1 protein-coding gene and 1 pseudogene are annotated in these 2256 nt (G+C 56.4%); both read right to left on the bottom strand.

From position 1 onward, the window contains the following. Window positions 1–432 (bottom strand): annotated as a pseudogene (locus FH603_RS27975) (tetratricopeptide repeat protein); the annotation flags it as partial. Window positions 433–542: 110 nt separating this feature from the next. Then, window positions 543–2256, bottom strand: a 1714-nt coding sequence (locus FH603_RS27970) for a DUF4331 family protein (protein WP_186742639.1), incomplete at its 5' end; no start/stop codon positions are given.

The following is a 2256-nucleotide window of genomic DNA, read 5'->3' as shown; positions in this document are numbered from 1 at the left end:
AGCAAACTGGTGCTGCGACATTTTTACCGATGACTTGAACGTCGTTGCCTCGAAGTTTTTCGGGTCTATACTCAGTACGCCGTCCAGAACCCGAAGAATAGCGGGGTAATAATAAGGGTGTTCGCCGGTGATGCGGGCCTCCGACAAGTAGATCATCGCAATCTGAAGCCGGGGCTTCACCTCGTTAGGCTTATCGCTGATTTTCTTGGTCAGCTCGGCCACCTTCTCTTTCGTTTTTTGCCACTCAACGGCTCCCGCCAATTCGCCCCGGCGCTCAAAAAGGGGTGGAATATCAAGCGCAGAACCCGTCGTTTGGGTTGTCTCCTGCCCTTTGTTTTCATTGTTTTTGCAGCCCGTCTGCGTAAAAAGCAGCAGGGCCAGCAGAGCAGGCATACAACCGCAGAAGACTTGCTTAGGAATGATCGTGTACATTGTTGTGCGGGATATAAAGAAATAAGCTGGTGGATGAGTGGGTTTAGGTTTGTCGTTTTTTCAGGAACACTACGAACCCAAACCCACTCATCCACCAACTTGATAAGTAGTTAGTTGCGGATAATCTTAACCGTCTTGCGTTCGGTTGGCGTCGTTACCTGTATGAAATAAACGCCCGGTTGCTGACCTAACCGCAATGTCCGGCGTTCGGTGGCACCCGCTTCCCCAATGGTCTGCTGATTCAGCAAACGACCCTGGCTGTTGGTGATGCCTAACCGTACTGACTGACCCGTGGCACCGCTTACTTCTACGGTTACATCGTCACCCACCGTTGGGTTACCGATTACGCGTACCAGCATCGGCTCCACCTGTTCAGCTGCAGCGCGGGCTCCTCCCATCATACCACAAGGGGTACGGAAATCGAAGTCGAAACTAACCTCCGACATCGGCACACCCACGTAGCGGCCAAACACCTTGAGGATCTTGCGGCTGTTCGCATCCTTGCGCAGCTCATCTTCGATTTTCCGATTCACGCTGGTACCGTATCCACCGTTGACAACCCCGGCTGCCGCAAACTCGACGACCCGGTTAGGATCGCCACCGACGCGTCCGAAGGTGATGTTACCCGTCGTGCAGTCGTAGCTCACTACGGTTACGGACAGGGGTTGAGTGGCTGCGGTCGATGATTTTGGTCCCACATACTGGTTGCCGGTAAAAGCACGCCAGGGGTGTTGCTCATACGGGAAACTCGTCCGCAGGGTCGTGTCATTTTTGGTGACGCCCGCGTTGAAGGTCAACACCTTCAGCAGATTGGCTGAAACCGGTGTCGCAGCCGTAGCGTCGTCGTAGAATAGGCCGACAGCTGCCAGCACCACACCCCCCACGGCCTGTAACTCAATGGTCGTAACGTCATCCTCCAGCCGGCGTCCGTTGGGGAAACCGTCCATGTTTGGAATGAACTGCATGGCCGTCGAGCCGTTGAAGCGGGCATCGGTCAGTCCCAGCACGGCGGCCTGGACCAGACCCAGCGAACTGAAATCAGGGCTGTTGCGGGGCGTGGCGGGTACGGCCATGTTCAGGCGCAGTAAATCGCCCAGGGTGGGCAGGAAGTTGTTGATGAAGGGCTTGCCAGCCGCCAGGGGGTTACCGTAAGGTTTGCCGGTGGCCAGTTGATAAGGTGCCAGGTTAGGCACCCCCGTGTAGAAGATTGGCAGCAGGTCGACGGCGCGGGGACTCTTGTTGTCGGGCAGCAGAATGCCCCCGAAAGCGGCTTCCGAAAGGGCCGTACCGTTGAGGGCCGCGTTGCCTTTGAGCCCAAACAGACCGGGCTTGCCATTGCGGAAGTCAAACGCGCCCAGCGACTTGCTCTGGATACGCAGGACGTTGAGGGAGGGGACGGCAGTGCCGAACTGGGAGTCGTCCATGTAGAGGGCCAGCTCAGGGTTGGTGAAGTACTTGGCAAACTGGAGGTCTTCTCCGCCGTAGGGCGAGGCAGCGTTCCATTTGTCCTTCATGCCGATGGGGATAACGGCTTCGTTGGTCAGGGGCATGCCCAGGCGTGATACCTGCACAAACTTGCCATCATAGCCTACGTCACCACCACCATACAGCGTTTTGATCATCTGCCGACTGGCCGAGGCATACACACCGATTACGTAATCGCCGTCGAGTATGTTAGCTGCCTGGGCTACCGTTTTCTTGCTCTTTTGCAGGGTAGCAACCGGCACTTCGATCACGATGGAATGGCAGTTGAATTTCGCGACCGCATCCCGGCCGCTGTTTTGCCGTACGTTACCGACGTCGAAAATACCGCCCAGATCGACA

It is taken from the genome of Spirosoma utsteinense (assembly GCF_014282275.1).
GTDB classification, from domain to species: Bacteria; Bacteroidota; Bacteroidia; order Cytophagales; family Spirosomataceae; genus Spirosoma; species Spirosoma utsteinense.
The sequence above is the reverse complement of the archived record's forward strand: the minus strand, read 5'-3'. Positions and strand labels throughout refer to the sequence as shown.